The organism is Microbacterium sp. HMH0099 (assembly GCF_049384025.1).
In the GTDB taxonomy this organism is placed as follows: Bacteria; Actinomycetota; Actinomycetes; order Actinomycetales; family Microbacteriaceae; genus Microbacterium.
This window is the reverse complement of record NZ_JBMRJR010000006.1, coordinates 42,855-63,720: the sequence shown is the minus strand read 5'-3', so window position 1 is coordinate 63,720 and position 20,866 is coordinate 42,855. Positions and strand designations below refer to the sequence as shown.

The window sequence follows — 20,866 nt, the reverse complement described above, 5'->3', positions numbered from 1 at the left end:
TGGGGAGTGCAGTCGAAATCTGCAATCTTTCGCCGTGCCCGGTGGGCATGCGGCTCTTTCCCCCGGAGAGGCCTTCGCGAGAGCGGGCGGATTTCGAACCCGGAGCCCGCGAGGGTTCTTAGGGCGGTAGCTCAATTGGCAGAGCAGCGGTCTCCAAAACCGCAGGTTGCAGGTTCGATTCCTGTCCGCCCTGCGCACAGCGCACGCTGGCAACGAGAAATGACCTAGGTGGTTCGATGACGCAGGACGAGGCGAAGGGCGAGATCGTCGCTGACCGCGGCGCGCCCCGTGAGAAGAAGCCGAACTTCTTCGCGCGGATCGCTCTTTTCATCCGCCAGGTCTTCGCGGAGCTCCGCAAGGTCGTCACCCCCACCCGCCAGGAGCTTCTCAAGTTCACGGCCGTGGTTCTCGGCTTCGTCGTCGTCATGATGGCGATCGTGTACGGCCTCGACGTGCTGTTCGTGTGGCTCACCAGCGCCGTCTTCGGCGTTCCCGGTACCGCCGGCGCCTGACCGGCGTCTCGGCGATCGCGCCCTGCCACGAGCGGGCGCCCTGCAACGGAAGAGATCACCAGTGTCTGAAAGATATGTCGACGACGCCGATTGGGCGACGGCCGCCGAGCAGTCCAGTGAGGACGACGAGGCGCAGGAGGGCAGCGTGCTCGCGTCGCAGGAGCACGCCTCCGACTCCGCCGAGCACAGCGCGATCCACGTGGTCGCCGACGATGACACCGACGACGAGGGCGACCTCGGCGACATCGACATCACCGACCCGGAGGCGGACGCGATCGTGAACGACGCTCTCGAGATCGACGAGACCAGCGAGGCCGAGGCCGCCGCCGAGGTCCTCACCGACTCCCTCGCGGAGGAGCAGGCCGAGGAGGCCGCCGAGGCCGCCGACGAGGTCACCCCCTACGACGGCCCCGACGTGAACGGCGAGCCCGACGAGCCGGTGCTCGACGAGGACTTCGTCGAGGAGGTCGGCGCCGCCGCCTCCGTCGTCGACGAGGTCGAGGCATCTGAGTCGCCCGCCGACGCCGCGGAGGCTCCCGTGGACCTGGACGACGACGCCGTGGCATCCATCGACTCCGAGGACGACGAGGACGCCGACCCCTACGAGACCTTCCGCACGGAACTGCGGTCGCTCCCGGGCAAGTGGTACGTCATCCACTCCTACGCGGGCTTCGAGCGCAAGGTGAAGGCCAACATCGAGCAGCGGAAGTCGACGCTCGAGGTCGAGGACGACATCTACCAGATCGAGGTCCCGATGGAGGACGTCGTCGAGATCAAGAACGGCCAGCGCAAGATGGTCACGCGCGTGCGCATCCCCGGCTACGTGCTGGTGCGCATGGACCTCAACGAGGACACCTGGTCGGTCGTGCGTCACACCCCCGGTGTCACCGGCTTCGTGGGCAACGCCCACAACCCGACGCCGCTCCGCTTCGAGGAGGCCTTCAACATGCTGAAGAGCCTCGTCGAGGTCAAGGAGTCCGCTCCCGCCAAGGCCGGCGCCGCCAAGGGCGCACCCGCGGCGCAGCGCGTCATCCCCGCCGAGGTCGACTTCGAGACCGGCGAGACCATCACCATCAAGGAGGGCTCGTTCGCGGGTCTTCCCGGCACGATCAGCGAGATCAAGCCCGAGAGCGGCAAGCTCACGGTCCTCGTGTCGCTGTTCGAGCGCGAGACCCCGGTCGAGCTGTCGTTCGACCAGGTCACCAAGATGGTCTGACACCCGTCGCTTCGAGAACGCCCCGCCCGGCTCGCGCCCGGCGGGGCGTTCTCGCGTCCGGCGGCGGGTCGTCTCCCTCGCCGATAAACGCCCGCTGCACCGAGGAACGCCGGGTGCGCGCGTTTATCGGTGCAGAGGGCGTTTATCGGCAGGGTGGGCTCGGCCTCATCGAGATCGGGGGTTTCGGCCGATGCTCGAGAGCCGTGCGGTGTCGGCACGGCGCTCAGGGCGGAGGCCGGCGGCGAGAAGCGCGGCGCGCAGCCCCTCGCCGCTGACCGCATCGGCGAAGTCCCACCGTGCGACGGTCCACCCGGCGCGCCGGAGGTCCTGTTCGCGACGCTTCTCCGCTCGCAGGGCACGAGTGACCTCCTGCGGGTCCGCCCCGTACTTGGCCCACCCGTCGGACTCCCCGATCACGCGGAGCGCGGGCCAGCAGAAGTCGCTGCGATAGCGACGGCCGTCGACGATATGCGTCCGCTGCAGGAGAGGAGAGGGAAAGCCGCACCAGCCGATCACCGCGCGGCTCACGGACTCGCCGACGGACTCGGAGGCTGCATCGGCGTGATCGATCACCCATTCGGCTCGGCGGCGACCGCGCGGGTTCCGCTGGGATGCGACCACTTCACGTAACACGGAGAGGGAGACGTCGCCGGGATGGGAGCGGATCGCCGCATCGGCGACCGCCAGCCCGAACGCCGGCGGGAGGCATCGGGCGAGATCCAGGACGGTGTCCGCCACGGTCGTGACCAGGAGCTCCCCACGGCGGGCGACGTCGCGCTTGTCGGCGCTGGTGTGCACTGTCACATCCCCGTATCGCAGCGAGCGCGAACGCCGGCCGTCGAAGAGATGGATCTGGCGGGGGTGCCCGAAGATGGGAAGATTCCACAGAGCGGCCGCCGACTCGTGCGAGAAGACGGCGCCAGGACGGGAGCCGCCGAAAGCGTGGACCCGCACGACATAACGGTCCCATTCCGCAAGCCCATCCCAGAGGTCCCGCGCGATGTAGACACCGTTCCGCACGCGGAGCGACCCGGCCTGAGTCTCCGGATGCAGTCCCGCCGATCGGGCGTCGCGGGCGCGAAGCAGGGGGAGGGCCGAGGGCAGCGGCGGTTCAGCGGGGTGCATGCCGCCATCGTGGCGACTCGCGCGTCTTCACGCGGTCGCAGCCGACGTTTTGGGGAGCGCCCCGCCGATCGTGCGCCTGTGGAGGAGCCGAAGCCATGGCATCCCTCGTCATTCGCGTCCTAGTCAGCCCCGAGAAACGCTTCCCGCACTGAGAAACGGTGGGTGCGCGCGTTTATCGGTGCAGAGAGCGTTTATCGGCGGGGGGAGGGAGGGATGCCGGGAGGGCCGACGTCGCGTATGATGAGGAGGTTGCGTGCTTCGGCGCGTGACGACCGCTGCCCGGATCCGCCGGGTCTGCGGGAGAGCGCGGGCACCCGCCCCCGCTCGAGGAAAGGAAGAGGAAATGGCACCCAAGAAGAAGGTGACCGGCCTGATCAAGCTCCAGATCAACGCCGGTGCTGCCAACCCGGCGCCGCCGATCGGTCCGGCGCTCGGTCAGCACGGCGTGAACATCATGGAGTTCTGCAAGGCGTACAACGCCGCGACCGAGTCGCAGCGCGGCAACGTCATCCCCGTGGAGATCACCGTCTACGAGGACCGCAGCTTCACGTTCATCCTGAAGACGCCCCCGGCCGCTGAGCTCATCAAGAAGGCCGCCGGCCTGCCCAAGGGCTCGGCCACCCCGCACACCGTCAAGGTGGGCAAGCTCACCAAGGAGCAGGTGCGCGAGATCGCGACGACCAAGCAGCCCGACCTGAACGCCAACGACATCGAGGCCGCGGCCAAGATCATCGCCGGCACCGCCCGCTCCATGGGCATCACGGTCGAGGACTAAGGGGAGAAGAACATGGCTACCAAGTCCAAGGCATTCCGGGCCGCCGCCGAGAAGATCGCGCCCGACACGTACTACACCCCCGCCGACGCCGTCGCCCTCGCGAAGGAGACCGGCTCGAAGAAGTTCGACTCGACCGTCGAGGTCGCGCTGAAGCTCGCGGTGGACCCCCGTAAGGCGGACCAGATGGTCCGCGGCACGGTCATCCTGCCCCACGGCACGGGTAAGACCGCGCGCGTCATCGTCTTCGCCAACGGCCCCGCGGCCGAGGCGGCCCTCGCCGCCGGTGCGGACGAGGTCGGCGGCGCCGAGCTCATCGAGAAGGTCGCCGGCGGCTACACCGCGTTCGACGCGGCCGTCGCCACGCCCGAGCTCATGGGCCAGGTCGGTCGCCTCGGTAAGGTCCTCGGGCCCCGCGGCCTCATGCCGAACCCCAAGACCGGCACCGTGACCCCCAACCCGGCCAAGGCCGTCGAGGAGATCAAGGGCGGAAAGATCGAGTTCCGCGTCGACAAGCACGCCAACGTGCACTTCGTCGTCGGCAAGGCCTCGTTCTCGGCCGAGCAGCTCGACGAGAACCTCGCCGCCGCGCTCGAGGAGATCGTCCGCCTCAAGCCGTCCAGCTCGAAGGGCCGCTACATCCAGAAGGGCGCCGTCTCGACCACCTTCGGTCCCGGCATCCCGCTGGACGTCAACGCCATCGCGTAACGCTCCGCGTCCGAGAACCCCGTCGTGCCCCGTGCCCGGCGGGGTTCTCGCGTGAACGGACCTGCAACACGGCGTCATCCGGGAAGACCTGGATGCCGGGACGTGTTGTGCTTGCATGTGCGCGTCGCGCACGCCTCACCCCTGCCCCGCAATCCCACAGGAACAGCCATGCCCCGTCGCCGTTTGTCCGTCCTCGCCGCAGGCCTCGCCGCCGCCGCCCTCACCCTCACCGCGTGCAGCGGGGGATCGTCCGAGTCCGGCTCCGCCGCCGCGGGCGAAGACCTGGGCCTGGTGAACTCCGGCACCCTTACCGTCGCCACCGAGGGCACCTACCGTCCCTTCTCGTACCACGACGAGACCGGCGAGCTGGTCGGCTTCGACGTCGAGATCGCCGAGGCGGTCGCCGAGAAGCTCGGTCTGGACATCCGCTTCCAGGAGACCCAGTGGGACGCGATCTTCGCGGGTCTCGACGCGGGTCGCTTCGACGTCATCGGCAACCAGGTCTCCATCAACGCCGAGCGCCAGGAGAAGTACCTCTTCAGCGAGCCGTACACCGTCTCGCGCGGTGTCATCGTGACCACCGAGGACGACGACTCCATCTCGAGCTTCGCCGACCTCGCGGGCAAGACCACCGCCCAGTCGCTCACCAGCAACTGGTACGAGCTCGCCACCGACAGCGGCGCGCAGGTCGAGGCCGTCGAGGGCTGGGCCCAGGCGGTCGCCCTGCTGCAGCAGGGACGCGTGGATGCCACGGTGAACGACCAGCTCACCTACCTCGACTACGAGAAGACGAACAGCCCGACCGGACTGAAGATCGCCGCCGAGACCGAGGAGACCTCGGACAGCGCCTTCGCGTTCACCAAGGACAAGCAGGCCCTCGCCGACGCGATCGACGGCGCCCTCGACGAGCTGCGCGCCGACGGCACGCTCGCCGAGATCAGCGAGAAGTACTTCGGGGCAGACGTCACCCAGTGACGCGAGTGACGTCCGAGGGGACGTCACGCAGTGACGCGAGTAACGTCCGTCACGGACACGTTGTAAACCCCCGCACCGCATCCGCCTCTCCCGCCTAGCGTGGAGGGGCGGATGCCGCGTGCGGCGACGAGGAAGGAGGGGCATGGACGACATCTGGAGACTTCTGATCGACTCGTTCTGGCCCATGCTGCTGGCGGGGCTGCGCGGGACGATCCCCCTGTCGCTCGCCTCGTTCGCGGTCGGTCTCGTCATCGCGTTGGCGATGGCCCTGCTGCGGCTTTCGCGCAACATCGTGCTGTCGGGCTTCGCGCGCTTCTACATCTCGATCATCCGCGGCACGCCGCTGCTGGTGCAGCTATTCGTGATCTTCTACGGCCTGCCCGCGATCAACGTCACGATCGACCCGTTCCCGGCGGCCGTCATCGCGTTCTCGCTGAACGTCGGAGGGTACGCGGCCGAGGTCATCCGCGCTGCGATCCTCTCGGTGCCCCGCGGGCAGTGGGAGGCGGCGCACACCGTGGGCCTGTCCCCGCGCAAGACGCTCACCCGCATCGTGCTGCCGCAGGCGGCCCGCGTGTCCGTGCCGCCGCTGTCGAACACCTTCATCTCCCTGGTGAAGGACAGCTCCCTGGCATCCCTCATCCTCGTCACCGAGCTGTTCCGGCAGGCGCAGAACATCGCCGCGTTCTCGTACGAGTTCATGGCCGTGTATCTCGAGGCCGCGTTGATCTACTGGCTGTTCTGCCTCGTGCTGTCGTCGGGGCAGAGCGTGATCGAGAGGAGGCTGGACCGCTATGTCGCACGCTGACGATCCGCTCACGCCCGCCGTCCCGGCCGACGAGACGCCGCTCCTGCGGGTCCGCGGCCTGGAGAAGAGCTTCGGCGCGAATCGCGTGCTGGACGGCGTCGACCTGCAGGTGAACCGCGGGGACGTGCTGGTGCTCATCGGCCCCTCGGGCTCGGGCAAGACCACGGTGCTGCGGTGCCTCAACGGGCTCGAGACCCCGGACCGCGGCGAGGTCGTCTTCGACGGCGGCCCCGCGGTGGACTTCGGCGCGAAGGTGTCGAAGGCGGACCGCAACGCGCTGCGCGACCGGTCCGCGATGGTCTTCCAGCACCACAACCTCTTCCCGCACCTCACGGTGCTGCAGAACGTGACGGAGGGGCCGATCCAGGCGCACGGCGTGCCCAAGGCCGAGGCGGTCGCCCGTGCGGAGCGGCTGCTCGACCGCGTCGGTCTCGCCGAGAAGCGCGACGCGTACCCGTTCGAGCTGTCCGGCGGCCAGCAGCAGCGGGTCGGCATCGTCCGCGCGCTCGCTCTGGAGCCGCAGCTGCTGCTCTTCGACGAGCCGACGAGCGCCCTGGACCCGGAGCTCGTCGGCGAGGTGCTGTCGGTGCTCCGCGAGCTCGCGGACGAGGGGTGGACGATGGTCATCGTGACCCACGAGCTGCAGTTCGCCCGTCAGGTCGCCGACGAGGTGCTGTTCTTCGACGACGGCGTCATCGTCGAGCGGGGAGCCCCGGAGAAGCTGTTCACCCACCCCGAGAAGGACCGGACCCGCCGGTTCCTCGACCGCATCCTGCGCCCCCTGGACTGAGCCATGTCACGACTGACCCGTCTTCTCGGGATCGACGTCCCCGTCGTCCTCGGCCCGTTCGGCGGGCTGTCGTCCGTCGCGCTGACCGCGGCGGTGAGCGAGGCCGGCGGCCTCGGCTCGTTCGGCCTCTACGGCTACACCCCGGACCGCATCGCCGAGACGGTCGCCGCTCTCCGCGCCGCGACCTCCCGCCCGATCGCGGTCAATCTGTGGCTGCCCCGCGGCGACGAGGTGGTTCCGGCCGAGGTCGACCTGCGTCCTCACCTCGACGCCCACGCGGGGCTGTTCGCCGACGCCGGCGCGGAGGTCCCTGTCCCGCCGTCCGCGTTCCTGCCGGACGTCGAGGCGCAGCTGGACGCCGTCCTCGAGGCGCGTCCGGACGTCCTCAGCGTCGTCTTCGGGATCCCGGATGCCGCCACCCTCTCGCGCGCCCGGGATCGCGGCATCCGCGTCGTCGGCACCGCCACCTCGGTGGCCGAGGCCGTCGCGCTCGACGAGGCGGGCGTGGACGCGATCGTGGCGACCGGCGCGGAGGCCGGGGGTCACCGGGTGTCGTTCCTCCGCGAGCCGGAGCGCTCGCTCGTGGGCACGTTCGCGCTCGTGCCGCAGGTCGTGGACGCCGTATCGGCGCCGGTGATCGCGGCGGGCGGAGTCGCGGACCGTCGCGGCGTCGCCGCGGCCCTGGCCCTCGGCGCCGACGGGGTGCAGGTGGGCACCGCGTTCCTCCGCACTCGCGAGTCCGCGGCGACCGACGCCCATCGTGCGGCGCTCACCGCGGCGGCCGACACCGACACCGTGCTGACGCGGGCGATGAGCGGTCGTCTGGCGCGCGGCATCCCGAATCGCGCCCTGCGGGAGATCGAGGCCTCCGGGATGATCGCGCCGTTCCCGGCGCAGAACTGGCTGACCGGCGTGTTCCGCGCGGCGGCGACGGCCGCGGGCGACGGGGATCTGCTGTCGCTGTGGGCCGGTCAGGCCGCGGGGCTCGCGCGCCGCGAGACCGCCGCCGAGGTCATGGCCGAGCTGCGGGCGGGCCTGCCCAGCTGACGCGGGCGTCCCGGCAGCGCGCGGATCAGGCCGTCGCGCGGATCTCGAAGCCCGTCGGTGAGGCGTCGGCCTCCGTCTCGGCGACCGTGACGTGGTCCACGCGGGCGGAGGCCGGACCCCGGTGCGCCCACGCGATGACGGCCTCCACGGCCTCGTCGGCGCCCGTGACCTGAGCCTCCACGCTCCCATCCCGTCGGTTCCGGACCCACCCGGTCGCGTCGGCGGCGGTGGCTGCGTCCTGCAGGGCGTAGCGGAACCCCACGCCCTGTACCCGTCCCTCGACCGTGATCGTCACCGTTCGCATGCCTCCATCCTCCCCGAACGACCGGCGGGGGTGGAGGCGCGGCTCGCGCGGGGGCGGACGGGCGGGCGAGTGCTCAGTGCGGAAGGACCAGCGACAGCGCGATCGCGAACATGACGAGGGCGATGGCGGCATCCAGGATCCGCCAGGCGCGCGGGGTGTCGAGCCAGCGTCCCAGGAAGCGGGCGCCGAAGCCGAGGCCCGTGAACCACAGCAGGCTCGCGGCGCACGCTCCGGCCGCGAACACCCACCGGCCGTCGCCGTGCGTCGTGGCGACGGACCCGAGCAGGAACACGGTGTCGAGGTAGACGTGCGGGTTGAGCCAGGTCAGGGCCAGGCACGTCAGCACGGTCGTGGCCAGGCGGGTCGGGCGGGTGCGGACCAGGGTGCCGCCGGCATCCGTCGTCCGGGAACCGGATGCCGCCGTCTCGGGGGTCGCGTGCAGCGTCTGCCCGTTCGGGCGCACCGCCCGCCGTGCCGCGAGCACGCCGTAGACGGTCAGGAACGCCGCGCCCGCCCACCGCACGACGTCGAGGAGCCAGGGGATCGCCTCCAGGACGAGGCCCACGCCCGAGACGCCGAGGAGGATGAGGACCGCATCCGACACCGCGCACACGGCGACGACGGCGAACAGGTGCTCGCGGCGGATCCCCTGGCGCAGGACGAAGAGGTTCTGGGCGCCGATGGCGACGATGAGCGAGAGACCGAGGCCGAAGCCGGCGAGCAGGACGGGGAGCACGTCTCGACGTTAGGACGTGCGATCGCCGCAGAACAGCTCAGGATTCTGCAGCACCGTTAGCATCGCTTCATGCACGTTCCGCTCGACCTCGCGCGCACCCTGGCCATCGTCGTCGACGAGGGGACCCTGGATGCCGCCGCCCGGCGGCTCCACATCACACCCTCGGCCGTGAGCCAGCGGATCCGCGCGCTCGAGGATCAGCTGGGGCGGGTGCTCCTCGTGCGGTCCAAGCCGGTCCGGACGACCGAGGCCGGCGACGCCGTGGTGCGTCTCGCCCGGCAGCTCGCGCTCCTGGAGCACGACGCCCTCGTCGGCATGGGCGCGGCGGGCGGGGGAGCGGCATCCCTCCCTCTCGCCGTCAACGCCGACTCCCTCGCGACGTGGTTCCTCCCACCGCTGGCCCGGGTGGCCGCCCGCCGCGACGTCGTCTTCGACCTGCACCGCGACGACCAGGACTTCACCGCGGGGCTCCTCGAGTCCGGGACGGTGATGGCCGCGGTCACCTCGCGGCAGACGCCCGTCGCCGGATGCCGCGTCCGCCCGGTGGGGGTGCTGCGGTACGAGGCGGTGGCGGCGGCCCCGTTCGCGCGGCGGTGGTTCACCGACGGCATCACGCCCGCGACGCTGGCGGCGGCTCCGCTGGTGGACTTCGACCGCCGGGACGACCTGCAGACCCAGTGGCTGCGCGCCCGCGGCGTGGCGGTCGAGGCCCCGCCCCGGCACCGGGTGCCGGCGTCGCAGGACTTCGCCGCCGCTGTCGTCCTCGGCCTCGGCTGGGGCCTCCTGCCCGTCTTCCAGTCGGAGCCGCATCTGGACGACGGCGCGCTCGTCCGTCTCGGCGGCGACCCCGTCGACGTGCCGCTGTACTGGCAGCAGTGGAACCTCACGTCCCCGCTGCTCGACGAGGTCGCCGACGAGCTCGTCGCCGAGGGGCGACGGGTCCTCGCGGCGGGGTGAGGCTCAGTCGTCGCTGACGCGCAGCACGATCTTGCCGCGCGTGTGCCCCCGCTCGAGCTCGATGTGGGCCGCGGAGGCGTCGGCGAGGTCGAACACCCGGTCGATGAACACGCGCACCGCCCCCGAGTCGATCAGGCGACCGATCGTGGCGAGCGCGCTCCCGTCCGGCACGACCTTGTAGGAGGTGGACCGGATGCCACGGGCCGACGCCGCGTCACGGAATCCGGGCCACGCGCCGGTCGGTACCTCGATGAGCAGGCCCCCGGGTCGGATGACCTCCAGCGAGCGCGTCCCCGTGTCGTCGTGGACGTTGCCGATGAGATCGATGACGACGTCGACGTCGGCCACGACGTCCTCGAAGCGCACGTCGGTGTAGTCGACGACCTCCGCGGCGCCCAGCTCCCGCAGCCAGTCGAGGTTCCGTCCCGAGCCGGTCGCGATGACGTGCGCCCCGAAGTAGGCCGCGAACTGCACCGCGAAATGACCGACGCCGCCGCTGCCGGCGTGGATGAGGATCCGCTGCCCCTCGTGGGCGAGGGCGGTCTCGACGACGATGCCCCAGGCCGTCAGTGCGGCCAGGGGGATGCCGGCCGCCTCGACGTGCGAGAGGGTCGACGGCTTGCGGGCGAGCGAGAGGGAGGGGACGACGGTGTACTCCGCGTACGTGCCGGGAGTCCGCGGGGTCGTGGCCATCCCGATCACCTCCGTGCCCGGAGGGAACGGGTGCGACTCGTACGGCGCGCGCACGACGACCCCGCTGACGTCGTAGCCGAGGGTGGCGGGCCAGGCGCCGATCGCCGCCGAGGGGCCGCCGCCGGCTCGCGTCTTGGCGTCGATCGGATTGACGCCCGCAGCGACGACGCGCACGAGCACCTCGCTGAGGACGGGGGAGGGCACCGGCACCTCGACCAGGTGCAGGGCCTCGGCGGACCCGGTCGAGTCGATCACCGCCGCCTGCATCGTGGCGGGCACGGGCGGGGCCGGAGGCGCCTCGGCGGCCTCGGGACGCGTCGATCGGAATCTCATTCGGCGCTCCTTCACAAGCGGTCGCGTCGCTGCGGCGTCGCCTCGACCCCCTCAGTCAATCGCGACTTTGTCTCGCCGGTGTTACACCGGGGTCACCGTGTCGCGACGGTCCCTTCCCCCGTGCGTCGGGTCAGTCCCGCGCGGGGGTCTCGCCCACGGCGAGGGCGTGCAGGAGCGTCGACAGGTGGCGGATGTCGTCGATCGACCAGTCCGCCATCGCGGCGAAGAGCCGGCTCTCGTGGGGTGCCCGCGCGTCGGCCAGCCGCGCGTGCCCCTCGTCGGTCACGGCGATGACGCGGGAGCGGCGGTCGGCCGGGTCGGGGGTGCGGGTCACGAGTCCGAGCTCCTCGAGCTCGCTGATGCTGCGGCTGAGGAAGCCCTTGTCGGCCGTCAGCCGCTCGGCGAGGGCCGACAGCGTGAGCGGACCGAACCGGCTCACGACCGACAGCGCCTTGAACGTCGCCGGGAGCATCCCGGGGCTCACCCGCTCGGCGGCCTCGGACACGTACCGGCGGAAGACGGTCATCAGCTCCGAGAACGAGCCCTCGAGGGCCTGCACCGCCTCCCGGCGCTCGTCGGACGCGACGGCGTCCCCGCCGCTCGCGATGCACGAGACGGGCGGGGACGACGGGGACGCGACCATGTCAGTCATCCTCTCCCACGGAGGCGCTTCGGCGTGCGGAGCCGGGGGCCGTGGCATCCACGGTCCGGACCGACCCGGTGGCGGACAGGCTCGCCATGCCCTCGGGGACCGACACCGTCGCGAGGTCGGCCTCGCTGGCGGCGACGCGCTCGCTCGTCGTCATCCGGGTCAGCGGGCGGTTGGGGAGGAAGAGGATCGCGAGGAGGCTGACCACCGCGACTGGCACGGCGATGAGGAACGAGTGCGCGATGGACTGGGCGTAGATGTCCTCGACGATCACGCGGACGCTCTCGGGCAGGGTCGACACCTGCGGGATGGCCCCCGACTGGAGGGCCTGCGCGACCGAGGCCCCCTCGGCGCCGAGCCCCATGATCGCGGCCTGCAGGTCCGCCGCGCGGTCGGTGAACAGGCTCGTCGCCATGCTCGCGAGGGCCGCGCCCATGACCGAGACGCCGATCGTGCCGCCGAGGCTGCGGAAGAACGTGACCCCGGAGCTGGCCGCGCCCATCTGGGACGGGTCGGCGGTGTTCTGGACGATGAGGACGAGGTTCTGCATCGTCATGCCGACGCCGGCGCCGAGCAGGGCCATGTAGATCGAGACGAGGGTGAAGTTCGTGTCGTAGTGGATCGTCGACAGCAGGAACGAGCCGGCGATGAGCAGGATGCCGCCGACGACGAGGAACGGCTTCCAGTGACCGAAGCGCGAGATGAGCGAGCCGACGACGACGGATGCCACCAGCAGGCCCGCGATCATCGGGATCGTCATGACGCCGGCCTCGGTCGGCGTCGCGCCGCGGGCCATCTGCATGTACTGGCTCAGGAAGACCGAGGTGCCGAACATGGCCAGACCCGTCGCGATGGAGGCGATGGTGGCCAGCGTGAAGGTGGCGTCGCGGAACAGCGTCAGCGGGACCAGCGGCTCGGACGAGCGGAGCTCGACGAGGACGAACAGCAGGGCCGCGACGACGGCGCCGCCGACCATGAGCAGCGTGGGGACGCTGGCCCACTCGAAGGAGTCGCCGGCGTTGGTGACCCAGATGAGCAGGAGCGAGACCGCGGTGGAGAGCAGGACGATGCCGAGGTAGTCGATCTTGACCTTGCGGGCCGCCCGCGCCGGGAGGTGCAGGGTGCGCTGCTGGATGAGCAGGGCGGCGACGGCGAACGGGATCGCGACGAAGAAGTTCCAGCGCCAGCCGAAAGCGTCGGTGATGACGCCGCCGAGCAGCGGTCCGCCGACGGTGGCGACGGCCATGACCGCGCCGAACAGGCCCATGTATCGACCGCGCTCGCGCGGGCTGATGATGTCGGCCATGATCACCTGGCTGAGCGCGGCCAGGCCGCCGGCGCCGAGGCCCTGCACGGCGCGGAACGCGATGAGCATCTCGGTGTTCTGCGAGAAGCCGGCGGCGGCCGTCGCCAGGACGAAGATCGCGATCGCGATCTGGATGAGGACCTTGCGGTTGAACAGGTCGGCGAGCTTGCCCCAGATGGGGGTGGAGATCGCCGTGGTCAGCAGGGTCGCCGTGATGACCCAGGTGTAGGCGTTCTGATCGCCCTGCAGGTCGTGGACGATGACCGGCAGCGACGTCGAGACGACGGTCGAGGCCAGCATCGACACGAACATGCCGAGCAGCAGCCCGATGAGGGCCGGGAGCACGCGCCGCGAAGCGGCGGTGTCGGGGGACGAAGTGGTCATGCGGAGCTCTCCACGGGAAAAGGGGACCGCGACGACATCGGCGCGTTAGTTGACGAAAATCAACTATACGCCGAATGGTTGACAAATATCAACGATCAGTCGTCGATCAGCGCGAGAGCGCGGTATCTCTCCGTGGGGGCCGGCCGCACCGGCGCCTGACGCGTCCGCATGGTGCGGTGGTAGAGCTCGTCGATGAGCGCCGTGGCCAGCGACACGAGCTTGGCGATCTCCCGCTCGTCGCGATCGATCCACTGGCAGCGCGGCTCGTCGTCCACGGGGACGAACCCGTCGTGCTGCTCCCACGCGACGAGCGTGCGCTCGGCGCCCAGGACGTGCTGCTGCCACCAGATCTGCCGCATGTAGGTGCGCGGGATCGACCGCCACGCCTTGTTCGTCGTCTTGATCTCGGCCAGCACGATGCGGCCCTCGCCGTCCACGACGACCCCGTCCGGCGTCGCCAGGTGCCGCTTCTCGACGACCGCGTGATACAGGGCGGAGGAGGGGCGGATACCATGCGTCGCCGCCACCCAGGCGGCGATCTCCGGCTCGCGTCGACGACCGTGCGCGGTGAACGCGTTGCCCGAGAAGTTCGAGCCCATCAGCTTCGCGTCCGCGGCGCGGGAGATCGCGTTCGCGCTGGTGAGAGCGGCGACGTCCGTGGCGGTGATGCCGCGCGACCGTGCGCGGATCCACGCCACGCGATCACGCGAGTCCGCGACGATCCGGGACTCGAGGTCGGCGCTGCGCGACGCGACGAGCTCGGGGGACATGTGTTCGACCCTAACCCGACGTCGCCGGGCCCGAGGGTGCGACGACGGCGATTCGCGGCCTCGTCGTCCTGGCATCCCGACCCCCTTGTCGACGAGGTAAGGGTCACCTAAGTTGGGGGCATGGAATCGGATGCCACGCCCCTTCGGCGACCGGACGGCGGGCGCTGGTGCGACCTGGGCGGGGCGGTGCTGCTCGCCGGCGACGCTCGCAACCTGCCCGAGATGCGGCGCATCGCCACGGCGCTGTCGCCCGCCGCGCACGTCACGGTGCTGGTCGAGGCCGCGGTCGCCTCGCAGGTCGAGCCGCTGCCGGCCGGGGGAGCGGCGCGGGTGACCTGGCTCGTCCGGTCCGACGGCGAGGGGATGCGCCCCCGCGGGGAGCGCCTCGCGACGGCGATCCACGCGTGGTGCGCGGAATGGGCCTGCGCCGCCGACGGCTCCGACCCGGTGTGCACGGTGTGGCTCGGGGCGCGGACGCCGTCGCGCATCGTCCGCATGACGCGCGCCCTCCTCCCCACCCCGCGCGTCCCCTAGCACCGCCCGCCCGCCCGAGTTTGGTCAGGGGGCGGGGGTCGGGTACAGTGGGGGACAAGCCAAAGACCGTCGGTCATCGGAGTGCCTGCACTTCGATCGAAGCGTCTGCTGAGAAGCAGGGGACCTACGCAGGTGGACGAACCTCCTCCCGACAGGGATTCCGAGCTCCGTGCGCCTGCGCCGGAGCTCTTCTTTTTTGCCCAGACCCCGATGTCCACGGCCGGCGCCCCGCCATCGCGGAGCGCCTCGTACACACAAGGAGTGGCCATGGCGCAGAAGGATGCATCGGTCGCCGAGCTCACGAAGAACTTCGAGAACTCGACCGCCGTTCTGCTGACCGAGTACCGCGGTCTGACGGTTGCCCAGCTCAAGCAGCTGCGCAACGACATCCGTCAGGACGCGGATTACGCCGTGGTGAAGAACACGCTGACCAAGATCGCCGCGAACAACGCGGGGGTCACGGGACTGGACGACGAGCTCAAGGGCCCGTCTGCCATCGCGTTCGTGCACGGCGACCCGGTCGCCGTCGCGAAGGGTCTGCGCGCCTTCGCCAAGGCTAACCCTCAGCTCGTGGTGAAGGGCGGCTACTTCGATGGCGCCGCTCTGACCGCGGATGAGGTCAACAAGCTCGCCGATCTCGAGAGCCGTGAAGTCCTGCTGGCGAAGCTCGCCGGTGCGATGAAGGCGACGATGACCAAGGCGGCATACGTCTTCCAGGCGCTTCCGTCGAAGGCCGTTCGCACGGTCGACGCGCTGCGCGAGAAGCAGGACACCGCGGCCTGACCCGGCCCGGCTGATTAACCCGATCAAGGAGATACAACATGGCTAAGCTCAGCACCGAAGAGCTGCTCGACGCGTTCAAGGAGCTCACGCTTATCGAGCTGTCCGAGTTCGTCAAGGCGTTCGAGGAGACCTTCGACGTCACCGCCGCCGCCCCCGTGGCCGTGGCCGGCCCCGCCGCCGGTGGCGCCGCCCCCGCCGAAGAGGTCGAGGAGAAGGACTCGTTCGACGTCGTCCTCGAGGCCGCCGGCGACAAGAAGATCCAGGTCATCAAGGTCGTCCGCGAGCTCACCTCGCTCGGCCTCGGCGAGGCCAAAGCCGTCGTCGACGGTGCCCCCAAGGCCGTGCTCGAGGGCGCGAACAAGGAGACCGCCGAGAAGGCCAAGGAGGCCCTCGAGGGCGCCGGCGCCACGGTGACCCTGAAGTAATCACGCTTCACGCGGTCGCGGCAACGCGATAAACGAAGGCCCGGATGCCATGGCATCCGGGCCTTCGTCGTCCCCGCCGCACCGCGGGTCGGAGTGGGACCGGGTGTCACCCTCGCGCAGACGGAAGTTCATCTGATCGCAACATTCGACCTGGGAAAACGCTATGCGAGTCGTTTACGGTCGATGGGTACCCCCGTCGAACACCCCCCGCCGACGTCGCCGTACGTCGGTCTCGCAGGAGACTCATGCCCACCGTGCACTCGCGGCTGCGCTCGCGTCGTCTCACGACGACGCTCAGCGCCGCCCTCGGAGCCGCTCTTCTCGGCTCCGTCCTCGTCCCCACCGCCGCCGTCGCGGCCGACCCGTCCGGGGTGGTGATCAACGAGGCCTACTTCAAGGGCGGCAGCGCCAACGCGCCGTTCAACCAGAAGTTCGTCGAGCTCTACAACTCGGGCGCGACGACGCAGGATCTCAGCGGATGGTCGCTGCAGTACCGCTCGGCCGGGAGCACGGACGCCCCGACCGCGTCCAACACGCTCGCCCTGACCGGATCGATCGCCGCGGGCGCGTACTACCTCATCGCCCTGCCCGGCAACGGCGCCGTCGGCGAGGCCCTTCCGACCCCGGACGTGTCCGGCAGCCTGAACCCCTCGGGCACGACGGGACAGCTCTGGCTCGCCAAGACCACCGAGCGCCTGGCCCTGCCGGCCGGCTCCGTGGTGAACAACCCGCAGGTCGCCGACCTCCTCGGTTACGGCGCGGGCGTCAGCTTCGAGACCGCCGCCGCGACCGTGACGGGCGGCAACAGCGTGCCGAACGCGCTCGTGCGCACCGGTTTCGCGGACAACGACGACAACGCGTCGGACTTCACCACCGCCACCACGGTCACGCCGCAGTCCTCGACGGGCGGCGCCCCGACGGAGCCCGAGCCGGAGCCGGAGCCCGAGCCCGAGCCCGAGCCGCAGCCCGGCACCGTGACGGCCATCCGCGACATCCAGGGCACCGGGACGGTCAGCCCCCTCGCCGGTCAGCGGGTCACCACTCGCGGCATCGTCACCGCCACCTACCCGACCGGCGGCTTCAACGGGTTCTCGCTGCAGACCGCCGGCACCGGCGGTGAGCTCGACCTCGCCACCCACACCGCGTCGGACGGCATCTTCGTGTTCGGCGGAGCCGCCGCCGCCGCGGTCTCGGTCGGTCAGCACGTCGAGGTGACCGGCACCGTCGGCGACTACTACGGACTCACGCAGATCAGCGCGAGCGCGGCGGACGTCGCCGTCCTCACCGAGACCGCCGACCCCGTCACCCCGGCCGCGGTCGAGTGGCCCGCCGGGGAGGCGCAGCGCCGCAGCCTCGAGAGCATGCTGCTCGCACCCGAGGGCGACTTCACCGTCACCAACACCTACGACACCAACCGGTTCGGCAGCGTCGGCCTGGCCGCGGGCACCACCCCGCTGATCCAGCCGACCGAGGTCGCCCGTCCCGGCACGGCGGAGTACGCCACCGTCGTCGCCGACAACGCCGCCCGCGCGGTGCTCCTCGACGACGGCGCGACGACGAACTTCTCCAGCGCCACCACGGTGCCGCTGCCGTACCTCTCGCGGACCGCGCCCGTGCGCGTCGGAGCGGCGGTCACGTTCACCCAGCCGGTCGTCCTCGACTACCGCTTCGAGAAGTGGGGCTTCCAGCCGACGCAGGTGCTGACCGGGGCCGACGCGGCCACCGCGCAGCCCGCGACCTTCGAGAACACCCGCACCGCGGCCCCGGCCGAGGTGGGCGGCGACGTCAAGATCGCCAGCTTCAACGTCCTCAACTACTTCACGACGCTCCCCGCCGAGGTCGGCTGCACCGGCTCGTACAAGGACCGTGCGGGAACGCCCATCACCGCGAACTGCTCGGGCACCGGTCCGCGCGGCGCGGCGACGGCCGAGAGCCTGAAGCGTCAGCAGGACAAGATCGTCTCCGCGATCAACGCCCTCGGCGCCGACGTCGTCTCCCTCGAGGAGATCGAGAACTCCGCGGCGTACGGCAAGAACCGCGACGCGGCCCTGCAGACGCTGGTGACCGCCCTGAACACCGGCGCCGGCTCCGAGGTGTGGGCGTTCGTGCCCTCGCCCGCGCAGGTCCCGGCATCCGAGGACGTCATCCGCACCGCGTTCATCTACAAGAAGGCGGTCGTCGAAACCGTCGGCGAGAGCACGATCCTGGATGCCGCGGCGTTCTCGAACGCCCGGCAGCCGCTCGCGCAGGCCTTCGTGCCCGTCGACGGCGGCGCGGAGGAGACCTTCGTCGCGATCGTGAACCACTTCAAGTCGAAGGGCTCCGGCTCGGGCGCCGACGCGGACCAGGGCGACGGCCAGGGCGCGTCGAACGCGTCCCGCGTCTCCCAGGCCACCGCGCTGGCGGCGTTCGCCGACGACATGGAGACGAAGTACGGCACCGAGCTGTCGTTCCTGCTCGGCGACTTCAACTCCTACACGCAGGAGGACCCGATGCAGGTGCTCTACGAGGCGGGCTACGCCAGCCTCGGCGAGCAGTCCGGCAAATTCTCCTACTCGTTCTCCGGTCTGTCCGGCTCGCTGGACCACGTGCTCGCCTCCGCGGACGCGCAGGCCATCGTGACCGGCGCCGACATCTGGAACATCAACGCGGGTGAGTCGACCGCCCTCGAGTACAGCCGGTACAACTACAACGTCACCGACCTGTACGACACGACGCCCTACCGCTCCAGCGATCACGACCCGGTGATCGTCGGCCTGAACCTGGCCAACACCACCGACGTCAACCTGCTCGGCATCAACGACTTCCACGGTCGTATCGACGCCAACACGGTCAAGTTCGCGGGGACGATCGAGCAGTTGCGGGCGGAGTACGGGGATGCCAACTCCCTCTTCCTCTCCAACGGCGACAACATCGGCGCGTCGCTCTTCGCCTCGGCGTACTTCGACGACGAGCCGACCATCGAGGTGCTGAACGCGCTGGACCTGGCCGCCTCGGCCGTGGGCAACCACGAGTTCGACAAGGGCGCGGAGGACCTCACCGGTCGCGTGTCGGCGTCCGCGGACTTCCCGTACCTCGCGGCGAACGTGTACAAGGACGGCGAGCCGCTCCTCGACGAGTTCGCGATCTTCGAGGTCGACGGCGTCCGCATCGGCGTCGTCGGCGCCGTGACCCGGGAGACCGCGCAGCTGGTCTCCCCGGGCGGCATCGAGGGCATCGAGTTCCGCGAGCCGGTCGCCGAGGTCAACCGCGTCGTCGCCGAGATCGAGGACGAGGTCGACATCATCGTCGCCCAGTACCACGAGGGTGCGGCCGAGGGCGATGCGACGGCGGCGACGCTCGAGCAGGCCCTGGCCCGCGGCGGCGCATTCGCGACGATCGTGAACGAGACCGACCCCGCCGTGGATGCCATCTTCACCGGGCACACGCACCAGAAGTACGCGTGGGACGCCCCCATCCCCGGTGGCGAGGGCACCCGTCCGATCGTCCAGACCGGCAGCTACGGCGAGAACATCGGCCAGGTCGTCCTGACCGTCGACCGGGACAACGGCGAGGTCGTGGACTACAGCGCGCGCAACGTCGCCCGACTCGCCTCGGCGGTCGTGGCGAACGACCCGGCCGCGACCGCGGCGAACAGTGCGGCGCTGGACGCCGAGCTGATCGCGACGTACCCCCGTGTCGCGGAGGTCGCGGAGATCGTGGCCCTCGCCCGGGCCGAGGCCGACCGGGTCGGCGCGGAGCCCGTGGGCTCGGTCACCGCCGACATCACCACCGCCTTCCGGGGCGGGGCGTACGTCGACGGCCGCTACGCCGGCGGTCAGCGCGACGACCGGTCGAAGCAGTCCGCCCTCGGCGGTCTCGTCGCCGACGCCCTGCGGGAGACCCTCGCCGACCCCGATCGCGGGGGCGCCGAGATCGCCATCGTGAACCCCGGTGGTCTGCGTGCGGAGCTCCTCTACGGGACGGACGGGGTGATCACGCGGGCCGAGGCCAACGCGGTGCTGCCCTTCGTCAACAACCTGTGGACGACGACGCTGACCGGCGACGAGCTGCGTCGGGTGTTCGAGCAGCAGTGGGGCGCCGCGGCCGGTCGCGACCGCGACCTCGCCCTCGGCGTGTCCGAGAACGTGCGCGTCACCTACGATGCCGCCCGTCCGGCGGGCGAGCGCATCACGGGGATCTGGATCGACGGCGAGTCCGTCGACCCGGCCGCCGAGTACCGCGTCGGCTCGTTCAGCTTCCTGCTGCAGGGCGGCGACGCGTTCACCGCGTTCCGCGACGGTTCCGACACCCGCGACTCGGGGCTCATCGACCGCGACGCCTGGATCGCCTACCTCGAGGCGAACCCCGGCCTGACCCCGGACTTCACCGCCCGCGCGGTGCAGGTCCAGGCTCCGACCGCCCCGGTCGAGCGCGGCACCGACCTGACGTTCACGGTGTCGAACCTCGACCTCACGTCGCTCGGCGCCCCGGCGAACACGTCGCTGACGGTCGAGACCGCCACGCCCGTGGCCCCGGCCTCGCTGTCCGCGACGGCGTCGCCGGCCGACCAGCTGGGGACCCTCGCCTCCGCCTCGCCCACCGCGGCCCCCGCGACGACGGCCGCGGCCGTCGCCCTCGAGGTGCCCGTCACGGGCGGTGCGGCGACGGTGACCGTGCCGATCGCCGCGGACGCACCGGAGGCGTTCGAGCTCGACCTGCTCGCGCAGCCGTCCGGCACGACGCTCACCGTCCCCGTCCTGACGGCGGCGCCGAGCGTCGTCGACCCGGGCACCGGCTCGGGCACCGGTTCGGGCTCCGGTTCGGGTGCGGGCGCCGGCACCGGCACCGGCACTGGCACCGGCTCCGGCTCCGGCTCGGGTCTGCTCCCGGTGACGGGTGCCGACGCCGGCTGGATCGGCGGCGCCGCCCTCGCGGCGATGCTGATGATCGGCCTGGGCGTGATCGCCCGTCGCAGCGCGGCTCGTCGTGCCGACTGACGACTGACGACGAGGAGGACCCCGGATGCCATGGCATCCGGGGTCCTTCCCTTTCCGGGC

General features: G+C 71.0%; 20 protein-coding genes and 1 tRNA gene. 14 read left to right on the top strand and 7 right to left on the bottom strand.

The window, feature by feature from the left end; genetic code table 11:
- The first annotated feature begins 120 nt into the window (after positions 1-120).
- The 3 genes from ACO03V_RS14200 to nusG all read left to right on the top strand — a co-directional run bounded on the left by ACO03V_RS14200 (position 121) and on the right by nusG (position 1,728).
- Positions 121-193: transfer RNA gene (locus tag ACO03V_RS14200), tRNA-Trp, on the top strand.
- 43 nt (positions 194-236) lie between these two features.
- A complete protein-coding gene (gene secE, locus ACO03V_RS14195) occupies positions 237-512 on the top strand; it encodes a preprotein translocase subunit SecE (protein WP_367733540.1) in 276 nt (91 codons plus the stop codon).
- A 61-nt stretch (positions 513-573) separates the two neighbouring features.
- Positions 574-1,728, top strand: a complete 1,155-nt coding sequence (gene nusG, locus ACO03V_RS14190; protein WP_423138031.1) for a transcription termination/antitermination protein NusG — start codon at positions 574-576, stop codon at positions 1,726-1,728.
- Positions 1,729-1,893: 165 nt separating this feature from the next.
- Here the strand turns inward: nusG and ACO03V_RS14185 are convergent, their stop codons facing one another.
- Positions 1,894-2,526: a hypothetical protein gene (locus ACO03V_RS14185; protein WP_423138030.1), complete on the bottom strand. Its 633-nt coding sequence runs from the start codon at positions 2,524-2,526 to the stop codon at positions 1,894-1,896.
- A gap of 670 nt (positions 2,527-3,196) precedes the next feature.
- Between ACO03V_RS14185 and rplK the strand changes: the two genes are divergently transcribed.
- From rplK to ACO03V_RS14155, 6 genes are all read left to right on the top strand, one after another.
- Positions 3,197-3,628, top strand: a complete 432-nt coding sequence (rplK, locus tag ACO03V_RS14180; RefSeq protein WP_367733544.1) for a 50S ribosomal protein L11 — start codon at positions 3,197-3,199, stop codon at positions 3,626-3,628.
- 12 nt (positions 3,629-3,640) lie between these two features.
- A complete protein-coding gene (rplA, locus tag ACO03V_RS14175; RefSeq protein ID WP_367733545.1) occupies positions 3,641-4,333 on the top strand; it encodes a 50S ribosomal protein L1 in 693 nt (230 codons plus the stop codon).
- 168 nt (positions 4,334-4,501) lie between these two features.
- Positions 4,502-5,308 carry an amino acid ABC transporter substrate-binding protein gene (locus tag ACO03V_RS14170; protein WP_367733546.1) on the top strand — a complete coding sequence of 269 codons (807 nt, stop codon included), beginning with the start codon at positions 4,502-4,504 and terminating at the stop codon, positions 5,306-5,308.
- Positions 5,309-5,450: 142 nt separating this feature from the next.
- Positions 5,451-6,116, top strand: a complete 666-nt coding sequence (locus tag ACO03V_RS14165; RefSeq protein ID WP_423138029.1) for an amino acid ABC transporter permease — start codon at positions 5,451-5,453, stop codon at positions 6,114-6,116.
- Positions 6,103-6,906, top strand: coding sequence for an amino acid ABC transporter ATP-binding protein (locus ACO03V_RS14160; protein ID WP_367733548.1), 804 nt, complete (start codon positions 6,103-6,105; stop codon positions 6,904-6,906). Before ACO03V_RS14165 ends, ACO03V_RS14160 begins: the two co-directional genes overlap by 14 nt.
- A 3-nt stretch (positions 6,907-6,909) precedes the next feature.
- A complete protein-coding gene (locus tag ACO03V_RS14155; protein WP_423138028.1) occupies positions 6,910-7,953 on the top strand; it encodes an NAD(P)H-dependent flavin oxidoreductase in 1,044 nt (347 codons plus the stop codon).
- Between the two features lie 25 nt (positions 7,954-7,978).
- Here ACO03V_RS14155 and ACO03V_RS14150 read toward each other — a convergent pair whose 3' ends face one another.
- Together ACO03V_RS14150 and lysE are read right to left on the bottom strand one after the other, a co-directional pair.
- Positions 7,979-8,257, bottom strand: a complete 279-nt coding sequence (locus tag ACO03V_RS14150; RefSeq protein ID WP_423138027.1) for an acylphosphatase — start codon at positions 8,255-8,257, stop codon at positions 7,979-7,981.
- Positions 8,258-8,330: 73 nt separating this feature from the next.
- The gene (lysE, locus tag ACO03V_RS14145) at positions 8,331-8,993 is read right to left on the bottom strand and encodes an L-lysine exporter (protein ID WP_387052391.1); all 663 of its coding nucleotides are present in this window, start codon (positions 8,991-8,993) and stop codon (positions 8,331-8,333) included.
- A 69-nt stretch (positions 8,994-9,062) separates the two neighbouring features.
- Between lysE and ACO03V_RS14140 the strand changes: the two genes are divergently transcribed.
- Positions 9,063-9,950, top strand: coding sequence for a LysR family transcriptional regulator ArgP (locus tag ACO03V_RS14140; RefSeq protein ID WP_423138026.1), 888 nt, complete (start codon positions 9,063-9,065; stop codon positions 9,948-9,950).
- 3 nt (positions 9,951-9,953) lie between these two features.
- On the opposite strand, the gene ACO03V_RS14135 is transcribed toward ACO03V_RS14140, so the two are convergent.
- From ACO03V_RS14135 to ACO03V_RS14120, 4 genes are all read right to left on the bottom strand, one after another.
- Positions 9,954-10,976, bottom strand: coding sequence for an NADP-dependent oxidoreductase (locus ACO03V_RS14135; protein ID WP_423138025.1), 1,023 nt, complete (start codon positions 10,974-10,976; stop codon positions 9,954-9,956).
- A 130-nt stretch (positions 10,977-11,106) separates the two neighbouring features.
- Positions 11,107-11,619, bottom strand: coding sequence for a MarR family winged helix-turn-helix transcriptional regulator (locus ACO03V_RS14130; RefSeq protein ID WP_423138024.1), 513 nt, complete (start codon positions 11,617-11,619; stop codon positions 11,107-11,109).
- Between the two features lies 1 nt (position 11,620).
- The gene (locus ACO03V_RS14125) at positions 11,621-13,315 is read right to left on the bottom strand and encodes an MDR family MFS transporter (RefSeq protein WP_423138023.1); all 1,695 of its coding nucleotides are present in this window, start codon (positions 13,313-13,315) and stop codon (positions 11,621-11,623) included.
- Positions 13,316-13,410: 95 nt separating this feature from the next.
- Complete coding sequence (locus tag ACO03V_RS14120) at positions 13,411-14,085, bottom strand: YqaJ viral recombinase family protein (protein WP_423138022.1); 675 nt, start codon at positions 14,083-14,085, stop codon at positions 13,411-13,413.
- Between the two features lie 120 nt (positions 14,086-14,205).
- On the opposite strand from ACO03V_RS14120, the gene ACO03V_RS14115 reads away from it, so the two are divergent.
- The 4 genes from ACO03V_RS14115 to ACO03V_RS14100 all read left to right on the top strand — a co-directional run bounded on the left by ACO03V_RS14115 (position 14,206) and on the right by ACO03V_RS14100 (position 20,806).
- Positions 14,206-14,619, top strand: coding sequence for an SIP domain-containing protein (locus tag ACO03V_RS14115; protein WP_423138021.1), 414 nt, complete (start codon positions 14,206-14,208; stop codon positions 14,617-14,619).
- A gap of 267 nt (positions 14,620-14,886) precedes the next feature.
- Entirely contained in the window at positions 14,887-15,402 is a 516-nt protein-coding gene (gene rplJ, locus ACO03V_RS14110) for a 50S ribosomal protein L10 (protein ID WP_367733560.1), read from the top strand.
- Positions 15,403-15,440: 38 nt separating this feature from the next.
- Positions 15,441-15,827: a 50S ribosomal protein L7/L12 gene (gene rplL, locus ACO03V_RS14105; RefSeq protein WP_055956082.1), complete on the top strand. Its 387-nt coding sequence runs from the start codon at positions 15,441-15,443 to the stop codon at positions 15,825-15,827.
- A gap of 245 nt (positions 15,828-16,072) precedes the next feature.
- Positions 16,073-20,806, top strand: coding sequence for an ExeM/NucH family extracellular endonuclease (locus tag ACO03V_RS14100; RefSeq protein ID WP_423138020.1), 4,734 nt, complete (start codon positions 16,073-16,075; stop codon positions 20,804-20,806).
- Positions 20,807-20,866: the final 60 nt, after the last annotated feature.